12 protein-coding genes are annotated in these 14367 nt (G+C 43.7%); 11 read left to right on the forward strand and 1 reads right to left on the reverse strand.

Annotated elements, in window-relative coordinates; all coding sequences use genetic code 11:
- Positions 1-20 precede the first annotated feature (20 nt).
- Positions 21-584 (forward strand): TetR/AcrR family transcriptional regulator C-terminal domain-containing protein, encoded by a 564-nt coding sequence (locus G601_RS0109860; RefSeq protein WP_026665237.1) that lies wholly within the window; start codon positions 21-23, stop codon positions 582-584.
- A gap of 175 nt (positions 585-759) precedes the next feature.
- Positions 760-1908, forward strand: a complete 1149-nt coding sequence (gene fucO / locus G601_RS0109865) for a lactaldehyde reductase (protein ID WP_026492595.1) — start codon at positions 760-762, stop codon at positions 1906-1908.
- Positions 1909-2048: 140 nt separating this feature from the next.
- On the opposite strand, the gene G601_RS0109870 is transcribed toward fucO, so the two are convergent.
- Entirely contained in the window at positions 2049-3110 is a 1062-nt protein-coding gene (locus G601_RS0109870) for a type IV pilus twitching motility protein PilT (RefSeq protein ID WP_026492594.1), read from the reverse strand.
- Positions 3111-3390: 280 nt separating this feature from the next.
- Here G601_RS0109870 and G601_RS22800 point away from each other — a divergent pair, with 280 nt between their 5' ends.
- The 9 genes from G601_RS22800 (at position 3391) to G601_RS0109915 (ending at position 14240) form a co-directional block, all read left to right on the forward strand.
- Positions 3391-5010, forward strand: a complete 1620-nt coding sequence (locus tag G601_RS22800) for a YifB family Mg chelatase-like AAA ATPase (protein ID WP_051205725.1) — start codon at positions 3391-3393, stop codon at positions 5008-5010.
- A gap of 2 nt (positions 5011-5012) precedes the next feature.
- Positions 5013-6161, forward strand: a complete 1149-nt coding sequence (gene dprA / locus G601_RS22805) for a DNA-processing protein DprA (RefSeq protein ID WP_051205726.1) — start codon at positions 5013-5015, stop codon at positions 6159-6161.
- On the forward strand, positions 6133-6366 hold the full coding sequence (locus G601_RS0109885) for a hypothetical protein (RefSeq protein WP_026492593.1): 234 nt from the start codon (positions 6133-6135) through the stop codon (positions 6364-6366). Before dprA ends, G601_RS0109885 begins: the two co-directional genes overlap by 29 nt.
- A 10-nt stretch (positions 6367-6376) precedes the next feature.
- On the forward strand, positions 6377-6637 hold the full coding sequence (locus G601_RS0109890; RefSeq protein WP_026492592.1) for a hypothetical protein: 261 nt from the start codon (positions 6377-6379) through the stop codon (positions 6635-6637).
- Positions 6638-7101: 464 nt separating this feature from the next.
- Positions 7102-8511 (forward strand): extracellular solute-binding protein, encoded by a 1410-nt coding sequence (locus tag G601_RS0109895; RefSeq protein ID WP_026665238.1) that lies wholly within the window; start codon positions 7102-7104, stop codon positions 8509-8511.
- 105 nt (positions 8512-8616) lie between these two features.
- On the forward strand, positions 8617-10014 hold the full coding sequence (locus G601_RS0109900) for a carbohydrate ABC transporter permease (protein ID WP_026665239.1): 1398 nt from the start codon (positions 8617-8619) through the stop codon (positions 10012-10014).
- Positions 10011-10874 (forward strand): sugar ABC transporter permease, encoded by an 864-nt coding sequence (locus G601_RS0109905; protein ID WP_242830084.1) that lies wholly within the window; start codon positions 10011-10013, stop codon positions 10872-10874. The genes G601_RS0109900 and G601_RS0109905 overlap by 4 nt, the downstream gene beginning before the upstream one ends.
- A 34-nt stretch (positions 10875-10908) precedes the next feature.
- The gene (locus G601_RS0109910; protein WP_026665240.1) at positions 10909-11904 is read left to right on the forward strand and encodes a LacI family DNA-binding transcriptional regulator; all 996 of its coding nucleotides are present in this window, start codon (positions 10909-10911) and stop codon (positions 11902-11904) included.
- Positions 11905-11933: 29 nt separating this feature from the next.
- Complete coding sequence (locus G601_RS0109915; RefSeq protein WP_051205727.1) at positions 11934-14240, forward strand: beta-galactosidase; 2307 nt, start codon at positions 11934-11936, stop codon at positions 14238-14240.
- The last annotated feature ends 127 nt before the right edge of the window (positions 14241-14367 follow it).

The raw sequence follows: 14367 nt of genomic DNA on the forward strand, positions 1-14367 counted from the left end.
ATGATGAGTTGGAATTAGAAATGACTATTAGCAAACAGAATGACAGTAAGTACAAGCTGGCAGAGGCTATAAAGGAGTGTATGAAAACTACCTCTGTCGAGAACATAACAGTAAAACAGATTGTGGAGGTCTGCGGTGTATCGAGGCAGACCTTCTATCGCAATTTCATAGACAAATATGACCTTATAAACTGGTATTTTGACAGGCTTCTCGAGCAGTCCTTCAAAGAGATGGGAAGCGGTGAGACTTTAAGAGAGGGGCTTATCAAAAAGTTCAAATACATAAAGGCAGAGAGACTGTTCTTTACAGCTGCTTTTAAGGTGGATGAGCAGAATAATCTAAAAGAGCACGATTTTTACATGATCTTCGAGCATTATTGTAAGCTTATAAGGGAAAAATCCGGCGCTTTGCCTGAAAAGAAGATAAGAAAGATTCTTGAGATGTACTGCCAGGCCTCAATTTACATGACTGTGAAGTGGGTGATTGGAGGGATGAAAGAATCGGAAGAGGAGCTGGCGGATCTGATGATCGATGCTATGCCGGAAAAACTTCACGAGGTTTTTACAGAGCTTGGAATACTTTGATTAAGTGCGAACTTTGCAGCTGGGAAAAGAGAATGATTTTTCCAGCTGCAAAGTTCTTTTTTGGTACAAAAGCGGCAAAGTGTAACTTATAAAAGATGCCCTAAAATGCTAAGCTTGTAAGTGGTAATCAAATCCTGTGTAACGCAGGAAATCATTTATATGGGAGGCATTTATAATGGCAAACAGAATTTCATTAAACGGAACATCTTATCATGGGGCAGGAGCTGTAGCTGAGGTTGTTAACGAGATCAACAGCCGCGGTTTTAAGAAGGCATTTGTTGCATCAGATCCTGATCTTATCAAATTCGGTGTAACCGCTAAGGTTACAGATCTTCTTGACGGAGCAAAGATCCCTTATGAGATCTATTCAGATATTAAGCCCAATCCTACAATCGAAAATGTAAAGAATGGTGTTGAGGCATTTAAGAAGTCAGGTGCAGACTGCATCGTAGCAGTTGGCGGTGGCTCATCAATGGATACCTCAAAGGCAATCGGTATCATCATCACAAACCCTGAGTTTGCTGATGTTCGTTCACTTGAGGGCGTTGCACCCACAAAGAATCCCTGCGTTCCGATCATCGCTGTAGCTACTACAGCAGGAACCGCTGCAGAGGTTACAATCAACTACGTTATCACTGATGTTGAGAAGGAGAGAAAGTTCGTATGCGTTGATACACACGATATGCCTATCGTAGCTATCGTTGATCCTGAGATGATGTCATCAATGCCTAAGGGACTTACAGCTTCTACAGGTATGGATGCCCTTACACACGCTATCGAGGGCTATACAACAAAGGCTGCATGGGAGATGACAGATATGTTCCATCTCGAGGCTATCAAGCTTATTTCCAAGCATCTTCGCGGTGCTGTTGAGAATACCAAGGAAGGTCGTGAGGGAATGGCTCTTGGTCAGTACATCGCAGGTATGGGCTTCTCAAATGTTGGTCTTGGTATCGACCACGCTATGGCTCACACACTTTCAGCTCACTATGACACACCTCACGGTGTTGCTTGTGCTATGTTCCTGCCTATTTCCATGGAGTTCAACCGTGAATACACAGGTGAGAGACTTCGCGAGGTTGCAAGAGCAATGGGGGTAGAAGGCGTTGATAACATGTCACAGGAAGAGTACAGAGATGCTGCTATTAACGCAGTTAAGAAGCTTTCTGAGGATGTTGGAATCCCGAAGACACTTGATAAGATCAAGGAAGAAGACCTTGACGTACTTGCAACAGATGCACTTAACGATGCATGCTATCCCGGCAATCCGAGAGAGGCAACCAAGGAGCAGGTTATCGAGATGTTCCGCATGCTTATGGCCTAAAAGTGAGAACCTGATGAGGTATTTTCGAATCTGGTTCGAACTTTGCTCTGGCGAGCGTAGCGAGAGCAGAGCTTCCTTGTGAAAAATATGAGGTAAATAATAAAGGTGATGCAGAGTTTGCTGCATCACCTTTTGTACTTTTATCTTAAAATTTTGGTTTGCATTATATCCGGATCCTGCGCGTACTGTACAGCTTTATCTCTGGATATTTTTCCTGCTCTGCACAGATCGATTATCGCTTCATCCATGGTTATCATGCCGAGCTTTCTGTTCGTCTGCATGATGGTGATGAGCTGGTGGGTCTTGCCCTCGCGGATCATGTTGCGCACCGCTGAGTTAACATGCATTACCTCAAATGCTGCAACTCTGGCATCCCCTGTCGCTGTAGGAATAAGCTGCTGGGAGATTACTGCCTCAAGAACGTTTGCCAGCTGGATTCTGATCTGCTGCTGTTGGTGAGGCGGGAAAACATCTATGATTCTGTCCACTGTACTTGCGGCACCTATGGTGTGCAGTGTTGATAGTACCAGATGACCGGTCTCTGCAGCGGTGATAGCTGTGCTTATGGTCTCAAGATCACGCATTTCTCCTACAAGGATTACATCTGGATCCTCACGAAGAGCTGCTCTTAGGGCATTAGCATAATTATCACTGTCAAGGCCAACCTCTCGCTGGTTAACGATGGACTTGTTGTGCTGATACAGGAACTCGATGGGATCCTCAAGGGTTATGATGTGAGCTTCCCTGTTGTTGTTTATCATATCAATGATTGACGCAAGGGTAGTGGATTTTCCTGAACCTGTAGGACCAGTTACCAGAACAAGACCGCGCTGCCTCTGATAAAGATTAACAACTGATGGTGGTATTCCCAGGGTCTCTGCATCCGGAATTTCGGTTTCAACCAGGCGGATTGCCATGGCGATTGAGCCTCTCTGTTTAAAAACGTTAAGTCTGAAACGGCCAAGTCCCATGATGGAAAATGACATATCATGCTGTCCGTTTGCATCAAGAAGCTCCTTTTGCTTGACGCTCATTATGGTGTCGGCGATCTCTCTGGTGTCATCAGGCATCATTTTGGTATAGCCTTCAAGTGCGATAAGCTTGCCATTTACACGCATCTTGGGCGGAATACCAACAGTGATGTGAACATCAGAAGCTCCCTGTTCTTTTGCTGTTTTGAGAATATCATCGATTCTTGACATTTTCACCTCTCCCTGTGTCTTCATGCTGGTCAGTCTCGCAGAAATTCTTACCTTTATCTTGTCGATAAATAGAACGAAAATCAACGAACTTAGAATGAAATAAAGGTAAAATTTAGATAAAAAAATCCAGCTTGCAAAATAATTGGAATCTTATATAATAAGTTTTGCGTTTTAAACGCTCGATTTTTTCACGCGAAGTTTCTTCGCATTTTCCTATTTGTATTTATGAAGCAAAGGTCCTTTGCTGCACTTTTGGTGCAATGCGAAAGGAGTTTTTAGTATGTTTAGTACAGTTGTTTCGGGTGCGGTAAAAGGAATCATGCCGTATCTGATGCAGGTTGAGGTGGACACCTCTGATGGGCTTCCCATGTTCAGCATGGTGGGCTTTATGAGCAGCGATGTGAGAGAAGCCGCTGAGAGAGTGAGAGTCGCTTTGAAAAATGCGGGATATCCGCTTCCACCCATGAGGATAACAGTGAATCTGTCTCCGGCGGATATCAGGAAATCCGGTATTGCTGTTGATCTTCCGGTGGCAGTTGGAATCCTCACGGCGATAGGGGAGATTGAGGAGGAGAGCCTCAAGGATACGATCGTCATAGGAGAGCTCGGCCTCGACGGTGAGGTTAAGGCTGTGAGCGGCGTTCTTCCCATGGTTTCCCACGCCTATAAATGTGGTTATAAGACCTGTATTCTTCCCGCTGATAACGCAAGAGAAGGCGCTGTTGTGCAGGGGATGAAGATAATCGGAGTGGAGTCTTTATCGGAAGTAGTGGCCTACTTTAAATCCGATAAGGAGGAACGGGATCAGATAATAGCGCCCACTGTGGTGGATGTTGATGCGCTTTTTACAGAAACGGGAAGCTATGAGGACTACCTTAAGGGAATCGATTTTGCAGAGATAAACGGACAGTCTGCTGTGAAAAGAGCCGTTGAAATTGCGGCAGCAGGCTACCACCATATACTGCTTATTGGCCCGCCGGGCTCAGGGAAAAGTATGGTTGCAAAAAGGATACCTTCAATAATGCCGCCGCTTTCCAGGGAGGAGGCGCTGGAGGTTTCGTCAATATACAGTGTTGCAGGAATGCTTAAAAAGGGCGAGACGCTGATTACAAGGAGACCCTTTATGAGTCCCCATCATTCGATTACGGAATCTGCCCTTGCAGGAGGTGGGAATATACCGCATCCGGGAGTGATTTCGCTGTCCCATCGCGGAGTTATGTTTCTTGACGAGATGGCAGAGTTTAAGAGGAATACCCTGAATCTGTTAAGGCAGCCTTTAGAGGACAGGGAGGTGCATATAGCAAGGAGCGGTGGCAATTTTTCATATCCTGCGGATATTCTTCTGGTGGGAGCAATGAACCCCTGTCCCTGTGGCTATTACCCTGATCTTAATAAGTGTAAATGCTCTGAAAAGGAGATACTAAAATACCTTGGCAGGATTTCCGGACCCATTCTGGACAGAATAGACATCTGTATCGAAGCGGCCAAGATTGATGTGAGTGAGCTGAGCCACGGTACTCAGTGCAATGAATCAAGTGCGGACATCAGAAAGAGAGTCATGGAGGCTGTGAAAATACAGCAGAAAAGGTTTGAGAAGGATGGAATAAGATTCAATTCTGAAATGAATCCCACGCAGATTCAGAGATACTGCAAGCTGGGCATGAAGGAGCAGAGGCTGATGGAACAGATTTTTAATACCATGGATCTGTCTGCCAGGGCTTACCATAAGGTCCTTCGTTTGGCAAGGACCATCGCGGATCTGGACGGCGCTGAGCAGATTGAAGCAAGACATCTGACAGAGGCTGCCTGCTACAGGATGATGGATGCGAAGTATTTTGGTAAGTCAGGGCTTGCTGCTGAGCAGAATATCGCCGCTAAATACGCCGGGAGAGGAGCCTGATCATGACTGACAATAATTATGCCTATATGCTCCATAACATCCCGGGATGGGGGAATAAAACCCTCATGAGGCTCATTGATGAATTCGGGAGCTGTGAAAATATCTATAATGCGACAGAAAATGAGCTTAAGACGAAGGTGACTGTAAAACAGTATGAGGCCTTTCTTAAGGCAAAGAAAAAATGGAGTCTGGAGGGCGAATATGAGTACCTTTATAACCGCGGCATAGATTTCTATCCATATGTGTCGGATAAGTATCCCAAACGCCTCAAGGACATACCTGATCCGCCCTTTGCGCTTTACTGTATGGGTAAGCTCCCTGATGAAAACAGACCATCGGTTTCAATAATCGGTGCGAGGAACAGCTCTGAGTATGGGAAATATGCGGCTAAGCTTTTTGGAGAAAAGCTGGCCATGTCAGGAGTACAGATAATTAGCGGCATGGCAAGAGGCGTTGACGGTATATCCCAGCAGTCTGCCATCTATGCAGGTGGAAGTTCCTTTGGCGTGTTGGGAAGCGGAGTGGATATCTGTTATCCGGAGGAAAACCGCAGCTTGTATGATTCGCTTATAATGAGCGGCGGCGTTATATCTGAATATTTGCCGGGAACGCAGCCAAAGCCTCAGTATTTCCCTCCGCGCAACAGGATAATCAGTGGATTGTCGGATGTGGTGCTCGTTATCGAAGCCAGAGAAAAGAGCGGAACTTTGATCACAGTTGATATGGCTTTAGAACAGGGGCGTGAAGTTTTTGCAGTTCCTGGAAGGATCTGTGATTCTCTAAGCTATGGCTGCAATTCGCTGATAAGGCAGGGGGCAGGGATTGCTTCGTGCGCAGAGGATATAGTGGAGTATTTGAGGAGGAATATATGCGACGCAACAATGAAGATAAAAGAAAGTGAGGACAATAATAAAGGATTGAAGAAAAATATAGATGCAGAAAGCAGCAGAGAAGCACTGTTAAATAACGATATGCAGAAATGTATATACAGAGAACTGGACTTTTACCCTCAGACCACTGGAGTAATATTTGAAAAAATAATTGCTCAGGGCCTTCAAATGACCGTTTCTGAAGTTATGAATGCTTTGGTAGAGTTGTGTCTTCTTGGCGTGGCGTCCCAAAATGGGATGGGATTTTATAAGAGGGGATAGAAACGTTGTTACTGATGATTTGGAAACATTGCTTAAATGTGGGAAAATGGAGCTAATAGCACATTCTCATCCTGATATAGAGAAAATAATTCCTTCAAGTAAGGATAGAAGATTCCTAAAGGAAATCGGTCAGGAAAAAAGTATAATAATATCATGGTATACAGGACAGCAGGTGGAGTTTTATGCGGATGAGTTTGTAGAATAGGAGAAGAACTATGTCAGATAAAAATATTGGATTTGATATATGTGTCAAAACAATAGGAAAAGATTTTTATGAATCATATAAAGATAACAGTGTTTTTGCATGTGGAGAGGATGAGAAAGGATTATGGTGCTTTTTGGGAATAAATACAACTGATCCAGATTGCGAAGAGCTAAAACTCACGAATGGCGAAAAATGGGAATATAGTGTATCCTGCTATGTTAAGGATGGCATTGTTCAGCTAGATGAAATACATACACCAGAGCTAATTTAATTATCTCCGGATTTTTATTGACCAGTCCATGTGACTGGTCTTTTTTTGTGACACAAGACCGACAAGAGAAAGGTTAATGACAAGGTTATATGTTTAACCTATCAGTAAACATCAGCATTTATGCATGGGACGCATTTTTGTTAAGGGAAATTTTTAGGTTAACGAAAGGCTTTTGTAGTGGTGATTATCAAAAATGGAAATGAATTAACGGTAACGATTCCAATATAGATAAATACTAGTGAACAAACGGTTGCGCAGCATTTTTTGGAAAACGTTTGCTACCGGAAACGAATTTGGTTAATCTGTATAAGGAAAACGTTTTACGTTTGTACAAGATTGACGATTGACGGTAAATTAAAGCCGAATTAAAATTACTTTCAGAACAACCGATTGCGCATTTTGATAAAAAGTTGCGCTAAAATCAAAACCTTTTCTTGTGAAGGTAAAACAACGGAGGAAAAAATATGAAAAAGAAATTGGTTTCAGTTTTGATGGCTACAGCTATGACAACATCACTGATGGCAGGCTGTGGCAACGGTGCAGCACAGCAGGCAGCTGATACTGCAGAGAGCACAGCAGAGGAAGCTGCTGATGCTGCAGAGAGCACAGCAGAGGAAGCTGCTGATGCTGCTGAGGAATCAGTAGAAGAGGTTGCAGATGCAGCTGAAGATGCAGCAGAGGAAGTTGCAGATACAGCAGAGGAAGCTGTAGCAGACGATACAGATTATGGCACAGGCGACATCAAAGTTTGGGTTGCTGATAACGTAGTTGATTTCACAAATGAGCAGATCGAGACTTTCAAGTCTGAGCATCCTGAGTTTGCTGGTTACACATTTACAGTTGAGCCTGTAGGTGAAGGCGATGCAGCCGGCAACATGATCACAGACGTTGAGGCAGGTGCAGACGTTTTTGCATTCGCACAGGATCAGATCGCAAGACTTGTTACTGCAGGTGCTCTTGAAGAGGTTGAGGAAGAGAACGCTAAGGTAGTTACAGCTGAGAACGATGCAGGTGCTGTTTCAGCAGCTACAGTTGGTGGCACACTTTATGCTTATCCTATTACATCTGACAACGGATATTTCCTTTACTATGATAAGAGCGTTGTAACAGATCCTTCCACACTTGAAGGTATCGTTTCTGATTGTGAAGCAGCTGGTAAGAACTTCTACTTCGAGATCAACTCAGGTTGGTATCAGACAGCATTCTTCTTCGGAACAGGTGCTAAGCTTACATACGATACAGATGATCAGGGTAACTTCACAAAGTGCAACTCTACATATGCAAGCGAAGAGGGTATCGTAGCTCTTAAGAAGATGGCAGAGCTTGCTTCTTCTAAGTCATTCCAGAATGGTTCAGCAGTTGGTGAGGCTACAAACGTTGGTGCTATCGTTGATGGTACATGGGATGCTCAGGCAGCCAAGGATCTCTTCGGTGACAACTATGCATGTGCTAAGCTTCCTACATTCGAAGGTTCAGACGGTAAGACATATCAGATGAGCGGCTTTGGTGGATTCAAGCTCCTTGGTGTTAAGCCTCAGCAGGATGATAACAAGCTTGCAGTTTGTGATGCACTTGCAGCATTCCTTTCAAGCGAAGAAGTTCAGCTTGCAAGATACAATGCAGTAGGTTGGGGCCCTTCAAACCTTAAGGCTCAGCAGTCTGATGAAGTTAAGGCTGACGAAGCTCTTTCAGCTCTTGGTGAGCAGCTTCAGTACACAATTCCTCAGGGTCAGTACCCTGGAGATTACTGGTCACTTGCTACATCACTTGGTGATTCTGTAATTTCTAAGGAGCTCACAGTTGATTCTTCAGATGATGACTTCAAGAAGGCGCTTGATGATTTCCAGGCTACATGTGAAAGCTACGCTCAGTAATAAACTGTGAAATCAGGAATACATTGAACTAACTAAAGGCTCGGATTCAATACTGTTTCCGAGCCTGTTTTTAACTAAGGTTATTTAGATAAGGAGGCCAAAGATATGGCAGGGGGCGCGAATAAGAGAAAAAAAGATGCAGCGTCTTTATCCTTCAAGGCTATAGGCAACGGCTTTAAGGAAATAGGAGTGACATTTGTTGAAGGCGATATAAAGACAAAGCTTTCATATTTAATATTCGGACTTGGTCCAATTTTAAGAGGACAGTTTTTAATCGGAGCTGCGCTCTTGTTATGTGAAGTGCTGTTTTTCTGGTTCATGTTTGGATTTGGATGGCAGTATTTATCCAAGATTACAACCCTTGGTACAGTTGAAACCCATAAGGTAAAGCGTAAGACAGTATATGGTGATAATAGCTTCCTTATTTTGTTGTTTGGAATATTATGTATCTTTGCAATTATTGCATTTATCACAATCTGGTATATCAATGTAAAGGTAAATCGTAACGAGGAGCTTGCTCTTAAGCAGGGTAAGAAGCTTCCTTCAAACAAAGATGCTTTCCGTTCTTTATTTGATAAAAACTTTGATAAGACATTACTTGCACTGCCTGTAACAGGTGTGTTTGTTTTCACTGTGCTGCCGATTGTTTTCATGATTCTGGTAGCGTTCACTAATTATGATAAGAACCATCAGGCGCCTACCAACCTGTTTACATGGGTTGGGCTGGAGAACTTCAAGAACCTGGTATCCTTCTCAGGAACAGGACTTGGCCCCACATTTGTAAAGGTCCTTCTGTGGACTCTTATATGGGCTTTCCTTGCTACATTTATTGATTACTTCCTTGGACTTGCTGTAGCGATTCTTATCAACAAAAAGGGTATAAAGTTTAAGAGACTTTGGAGAACAATCCTTGTACTTACAATTGCTGTTCCTCAGTTTGTATCTCTTCTTTATGTTATGAAGATGTTTGCGAATGATGGAATCATTAATGGCTACCTGATAAAGTGGGGAATCATTGATAACTATATTCCCTTCTGGTCAGATCCCATGCTTGCCCGCATCACGATCATCGTAGTAAATATCTGGATCGGTATTCCTTACATGATGCTGATCGCAACAGGACTACTTATGAATATTCCTGAGGATCTTTATGAGAGTGCAAAGATCGATGGCGCTAACGGCTGGCAGATGTTTAGAAGCATTACACTTCCTTACATGCTGTTTGTCACAGGCCCGTTCCTTCTTACACAGTACACAGGAAACCTTAACAACTTTAACGTTATCTACCTTCTTACACAGGGTAGACCTCAGTCTATGAACATGGCTGAGAGAGCAGGTGCATCAGACCTTTTGGTTACCTGGCTTTATAAGATGACAGTAACAGATACCAACTACAAGATGGCTGCTGTACTGGGAATTGTAGTATTTATTGTTACAGCTTTCATTTCTCTTGGTGTTTATAACATGCTTCCATCAGTTAGAGATGAGGAGGGATTCCAGTGATTAAATCATATAAGAAGAAAAGAGCCATGGGAAATGCCCTTGGCTATATAGTACTAATACTTATAAGCTTTATCTGGCTGTTCCCTTTTGTGGGACTGGTGCTCCAGAGCTTTAGATCATATTCAAATGAATACGGCGGAATGGTAGATTATCTGGTGCCTCACCAGTTTTCACTTGATAACTACAGATTCCTGTTTTCAGGTGAGACCAACTATATCAGATGGTACCTTAACACCCTGATAATTGCTGTTTGCGTAGCATTACTTCAGACCATAATAGTTCTCTGCGTAAGCTATGCGCTTTCCAGAATGAGATTTAAGGGAAGAACCTTCCTTATGAGATTCTGGCTTATCCTCGGAATGTTCCCCGGATTCCTTACAATGATCTGTCTGTATTTCCTTTTGAAGCAGTTTGGACTTACACAGGCAGGTGCGGTACCCGGACTTATTCTTGTAGGCGTTGCCAGCTCAGGTATGGGTTACTATGTATGTAAAGGCTATTTCGATACTATTCCCAAGGCACTTGATGAGGCAGCAAGAATTGATGGTGCGACAAGAGCCAGAATATTCTTCACAATGATCATTCCTATGTCAAAGCCTATCATTATCTACACTGCGCTGGTTGCCTTCATGGGACCCTGGTGTGATTATGTATTTGCTTCCTACGTGGCTTTCGGACATGATACAAGCTACAACGTAGCTGTTGCTATGACAAGATGGGTATGGACTAACGACTATCAGGGATATTTCACAAGGTTCTGTGCCGGTGGTGTGCTTATTGCAATTCCCGTAACATTATTATTCATGTTCCTGCAGAAATACTATGTTGAGGGTGTTACCGGTGGAGCTGTTAAGGGCTAAGCCTTCCTTGTGCAAACGATAAAAGGACAAAGACATGGGGACACAAATTACTATCGAGGATGTGGCGGATGCCCTTGGCGTATCTAAAACGACCGTATCCCGAGCAATTTCCGGGAAGGGAAGAATTGGTGAAGTAACAAGAAGACGCGTCCTTGAATTTATTGAACAGAATAATTACAAGCCGAACGTGGTTGCAAAAGGACTTGCTCAACGAAGAACCTTTAATATTGCAGTAGTCTGGCCGGGGGATTATTCGCTTGTGGATCTGCCGTTTTTTCAGAGGTGCCTTGTGGGAATGAGCGAGGTTACAAGCGGTTACAGCTACGATATCATTATATCGGTGGTTACCGGGGATGAGATATCCAACCTCAAGAGGATTATTGATAATCACAAGGTGGACGGAGTAATCCTGACCAGAACCCTCATAGATGATAAGCCTGCGGAATATCTGCAGCGAACCGGTATACCGTTTGTCGCGATAGGAACTTCAATCGATGAGAGTATAGTTACTGTAGATAATGACCACTTCGATGCGTGCAGGGAGCTTACCTCCATTCTGATAGGAAAAGGGCAGGGCAAGCTTGCTCTCATCGGCGGTTCACAGAATCATATGATTACAAGGACAAGATACGAAGGCTTTGCCCATGCATACGAGCAGGCCGGGAAAAAGCTTGATGAATCGCTGATTTTCCTGAACCAGGGTAATGAGCAGAAACTTACAGAAATAGTTAAGCACCTTGCAGAAAAGAAAATTGATGGTGTAATATGTATGGATGACCAGCTCGCTGGATATGTCATGAGCATATGCAGAGCTTCCGGGATACGCATACCTGAGGATTTGAGACTTGCATCATTTTATAACAGTAATATCCTTGAGAATGCTATAGTGCCTGTCACCTCCCTTAATTTTGATGACAGGAATCTTGGAGCAGTTGCCACAAGAATGCTGATGCAGCTTATTGACGGCGAGAGGGTTGGAAGTAAAAAACTGAAAAATTATGAAGTTATTATGAAGGAGAGCACGAAATAACGTGCTCCCTTTTCACAAGGAGAATTTTTATGTTATCTAGTGCGAGTAAACTGTCATATACACCGATGTCTCTTACTGTTGATGAAAAGCCCTATTTCCCTGTGATGGGAGAAATGCACTTTTCAAGATACAGAAACAGATACTGGGAAGAGGAGCTCTGCAAAATGAAAAGTGGTGGAGTGGACATTGTTTCGCTTTATACCATCTGGATCCATCACGAAGAGATACGCGGAGAGTTTGATTTTAGCGATGATAAAAACTTAAGAAAATTCCTCGGGACAGTTAAACGCGTCGGCTTAAACTGTATTCTCAGGATTGGCCCCTGGGCTCACGGTGAAGCCAGAAACGGTGGATTTCCGGACTGGCTCCTTGAGGATGCTAAGGAAAAGGGCTATGAAGTAAGAAGTAACAGCCCTGAATATCTTGCTCATGCAAGGAATTTCTATGAACACATTTATGAGCAGGCAAAGGGAATGTTTGTAAAAGATGGCGGTCCTGTCATTGGCGTTCAGATTGAGAATGAGTACGGACACTGTGGCGGTTTTGGCGGCGAAGAGGGCGAGGAACATATGAGAATCCTCCGCGACATGGCGATTGAGATCGGCTTTGACGTTCCGATTTATACCGCAACCGGTTGGGGCGGTGCCGTGACAGGCGGAATGATTCCTGTTATGGGAGGATACTGTGAAGCACCCTGGGATCCCAGAACCACAGAACTCGAACCCAGTGGCAACTACATTTTTACAAGAGAAAGAAATGACCACAACATCGGATCTGACCATGGTTTAGGTGCAGGCATCACCTTTGATATGGATAAATTCCCTTATCTCACGGCTGAGCTTGGCGGTGGTTTGCAGGTTACTCATCACAGAAGATGCATTGCAACCGGAAAAGATACAGAAGCCATGAGTATGGTCAAGCTTGGAAGCGGTGCGAACCTCCTTGGTTACTATATGTACCACGGCGGAACCAATCCTGAGGGAAAACTCACAACTCTTCAGGAGAGCACTGAGACAGGATATCCCAATGACCTTCCTGTATTATCCTATGATTTTAATGCACCTCTCAAGGAATATGGACAGATGTCTGATACCTACAGGAAGATCAGAAGATTATCCATGTTTATCAGGGATTTTGGCTCTGATCTTTGCGAGATGCCTTATATAGAACAGCCGGGGAATCCGGATAAGCCTGACAATCTTGCGGATTTGAGGACTGCTGTTCGTGCTGTGAAAAAGGATGTAAACGGAAGCGAGCTGATGAGCGGATTCCTTTTCGTGAATAATTATCAGCGAAGATATGATATGGCAGATCATGAGGATAACGTTCTTAAAGCCTATGACCGCGAGGGTAATGATATCACCGAATTCGAGGAGAGGGATATCAAAAACGGAGATACATTTTTCTATCCCTTCAACATGCCTATAGGCTATGATGCGGTATTAAAGAGAGCCAACATGATTCCGCTCTGTAAGCTCCATGATGAAAAGAACAGAGAGATTGCCTACGTTTTTTATACTGATGACAGAGACTCTGCAGCTGCTGAGATAGAGGGCGACCTTGGCTATATCAAGATTGTGACTCTTAGCAGCTACGAAGCTGAGCATGCTGTGAAGATAAAGGATGAACGCGGCGCAGAGCATCTTGTAATCTGCGAATATGATGTTGTAGACAGGATGATCGGAACCAATAAGAAACGTGCCGGAGTCCTTGAAAACGGCAATCCCAATGGTTACGAGATCTATGCGGAGATTCCTGCTGACGGAAGAGAGCATAATGTTGCCTTCAGAGTATGGCCTGATCTTGACGAGACACCTATTGGCTTTATCCATGATGATGCTGAGAATGTCAGCGATACCTATATGGTAGACAGCATGGATTTTGCGGATTACAGATATGTTGATGCACTTACCTGCAATGTGAAGACTGAGCTTACTACTGAAAAGAGCGATGCAACTGCGAAATATAACATCAAAGTTTCGGATATTGATGAGGAGGTTGACGAAGTTTACCTCCATGTAAAATACGCCGGTGATAAGGCCGAGCTGTATGCTGTAAGCGATATGGATATATTCCATGAAGGCGAGCTTATAGCTGACAGCTTCTACACCGGACAGGACTGGGAAATCGGACTTAAGAGATTCATCGGTTCAGAGGGTAATACTGAGCTTGAAGGAACCTTTGAGGCGGAAGCGGTAGTTTATCCGCTTTTGGAGGATCAGAAGATCTATCTTCAGGAATGGCCTGAGCTTAGCGAAACAGCAGATGGCAAAAAGGCTGCCTGCAGGGCTGAGAGCATAGAGGCGATAGCACAGTATAAGATTAAGATTTGGTAAAGTATAGTAAATAAAGAATAAAAATAAGTTGGATAGAGCTGTACACAGTTTTGTGTGCAGCTCTTTTATGATGGCCGGATTTTTAAGATGGTTGTGCATAAAATGATGGATTTGTCGAGCAATCTTA

It is taken from the genome of Butyrivibrio sp. FC2001 (assembly GCF_000424125.1).
Classification (GTDB): Bacteria; Bacillota; Clostridia; order Lachnospirales; family Lachnospiraceae; genus Butyrivibrio.

Excerpts from the sequence above, each read along its gene's own strand:
- G601_RS0109870 (WP_026492594.1), bottom strand. The coding sequence starts at position 3,110 with ATGTCAAGAATCGATGATATTCTCAAAACAGCAAAAGAACAGGGAGCT.
- G601_RS0109900 (WP_026665239.1), top strand. The coding sequence starts at position 8,617 with ATGGCAGGGGGCGCGAATAAGAGAAAAAAAGATGCAGCGTCTTTATCC.
- dprA (WP_051205726.1), top strand. The coding sequence starts at position 5,013 with ATGACTGACAATAATTATGCCTATATGCTCCATAACATCCCGGGATGG.
- G601_RS22800 (WP_051205725.1), top strand. The coding sequence starts at position 3,391 with ATGTTTAGTACAGTTGTTTCGGGTGCGGTAAAAGGAATCATGCCGTAT.
- G601_RS0109890 (WP_026492592.1), top strand. The coding sequence starts at position 6,377 with ATGTCAGATAAAAATATTGGATTTGATATATGTGTCAAAACAATAGGA.
- G601_RS0109915 (WP_051205727.1), top strand. The coding sequence starts at position 11,934 with ATGTTATCTAGTGCGAGTAAACTGTCATATACACCGATGTCTCTTACT.
- fucO (WP_026492595.1), top strand. The coding sequence starts at position 760 with ATGGCAAACAGAATTTCATTAAACGGAACATCTTATCATGGGGCAGGA.
- G601_RS0109895 (WP_026665238.1), top strand. The coding sequence starts at position 7,102 with ATGAAAAAGAAATTGGTTTCAGTTTTGATGGCTACAGCTATGACAACA.
- G601_RS0109910 (WP_026665240.1), top strand. The coding sequence starts at position 10,909 with ATGGGGACACAAATTACTATCGAGGATGTGGCGGATGCCCTTGGCGTA.
- G601_RS0109885 (WP_026492593.1), top strand. The coding sequence starts at position 6,133 with ATGGGATGGGATTTTATAAGAGGGGATAGAAACGTTGTTACTGATGAT.
- G601_RS0109860 (WP_026665237.1), top strand. The coding sequence starts at position 21 with ATGACTATTAGCAAACAGAATGACAGTAAGTACAAGCTGGCAGAGGCT.